This is a genomic window from Pseudomonas emilianonis, from assembly GCF_023072625.1.
Lineage (GTDB): Bacteria > Pseudomonadota > Gammaproteobacteria > Pseudomonadales > Pseudomonadaceae > Aquipseudomonas > Aquipseudomonas paraveronii.
The window spans coordinates 1-1,484 of sequence record NZ_JAKNRV010000640.1; the positions used below are offsets into that span (position 1 = coordinate 1).

At 60.7% G+C, this 1,484-nt stretch carries 1 protein-coding gene and 2 pseudogenes; all 3 read left to right on the forward strand.

Features of this window, described 5'->3' with window-relative positions:
• Positions 1 to 299: pseudogene (araG, locus tag L9Z73_RS30370) on the forward strand (L-arabinose ABC transporter ATP-binding protein AraG); the annotation flags it as partial.
• Between the two features lie 19 nt (positions 300 to 318).
• Positions 319 to 1,284, forward strand: a complete 966-nt coding sequence (gene araH, locus L9Z73_RS30375; RefSeq protein WP_247408657.1) for an L-arabinose ABC transporter permease AraH — start codon at positions 319 to 321, stop codon at positions 1,282 to 1,284.
• A 100-nt stretch (positions 1,285 to 1,384) separates the two neighbouring features.
• Positions 1,385 to 1,484: pseudogene (locus tag L9Z73_RS30380) on the forward strand (IclR family transcriptional regulator); the annotation flags it as partial.

Consider the following 1,484-nt stretch of genomic DNA (forward strand, 5'->3'; position numbering starts at 1 on the left):
GCAATCAGCAGAAGGCCATTCTTGGCCGCTGGCTGTCGATGCCGATGAAGGTGCTGCTGCTGGACGAGCCGACGCGGGGCATCGACATCGGCGCCAAGTCGGAGATCTACCAGATCATCCATGACCTGGCGGCCAGTGGTATCGCGGTGATTGTGGTGTCCAGCGACCTGATGGAGGTGATGGGGATTTCTGACCGCATTCTGGTGCTGTGCGAAGGCGCCCTGACCGGTGAATTGAGCCGCGAACAAGCGGATGAAGCACGGCTGCTGCAACTGGCACTCCCGCGGATGCGGGCTTGAAGAATTCGAGGGCACAGGTATGTCTCAGGTAAAAACTGCAAAAGGCTTCTGGCCGGGTTTCAACCAGCGCAAGTTTCTCGATGACTGGGTGATGCTGCTCGCCGCGTTGGGCATCTTTGTGCTCAGCGCGCTGTTTATCGATAACTTTCTCTCGCCGCTGAACATGCGCGGCCTGGGCCTGGCGATTTCCACGGTGGGCATTGCGGCCTGCACCATGCTGTTCTGCCTGGCCTCGGGGCACTTCGACTTGTCGGTAGGCTCGGTGATCGCCTGCGCCGGCGTGGTGGCCGGGATCGTGATTCGTGACACCGACAGTGTGCTGCTCGGCGTGTCGGCAGCCTTGGCCATGGGCCTGGTGGTGGGGCTGATCAACGGCATCGTCATCGCCAAGCTGCGCATCAATGCGTTGATCGCCACCTTGGCGACCATGCAGATCGTGCGCGGCCTGGCCTACATCTTCTCCAACGGCAAGGCGGTCGGCGTGATGGACGAGCGCTTCTTCGTGCTCGGCAACGGCCAACTGCTGGGCGTGCCGGTGCCGATCATCATTACCGTGCTGTGCTTTGTGTTCTTCGGCTGGCTGCTCAACTACACCACCTACGGGCGCAACACCATGGCCATCGGCGGCAACCAGGAAGCGGCATTGCTCGCCGGGGTGAATGTCGACCGCACCAAGATCATCATCTTTGCCGTACACGGGTTGATCGGCGCATTGGCCGGGGTGATCCTCGCGTCGCGCATGACCTCCGGCCAGCCGATGATCGGCCAGGGCTTTGAGCTCACCGTGATTTCCGCCTGCGTACTCGGCGGGGTATCGCTCAGCGGTGGCATCGGCATGATTCGTCATGTGATCGCCGGGGTGCTGATTCTGGCGATCATCGAGAATGCGATGAACCTGAAGAACATCGACACCTTCTATCAGTACGTGATCCGCGGCTCGATCCTGTTGCTGGCGGTCATCATCGACCGCATGAAGCAGCGCTGAATGCATGCCATGTGAAGATCCCACATTTGGATCTCAACTGTATTGAGGTTCGGTATTTGCCATAATGCCGCTCGTTTTCGTACCACCACATAGGCCCGATATGCAGGAAACCGCCCACACCCCCGTCAAAGACGCCGCTCCCACCGGCACCCAGACCTTGCTGCGTGGCTTGGGCGTGGTGCAGGCGGTGGCGGCCGGTG

Coding starts and splice junctions, on each gene's coding strand:
- araH (WP_247408657.1), top strand. CDS start 319: ATGTCTCAGGTAAAAACTGCAAAAGGCTTCTGGCCGGGTTTCAACCAG.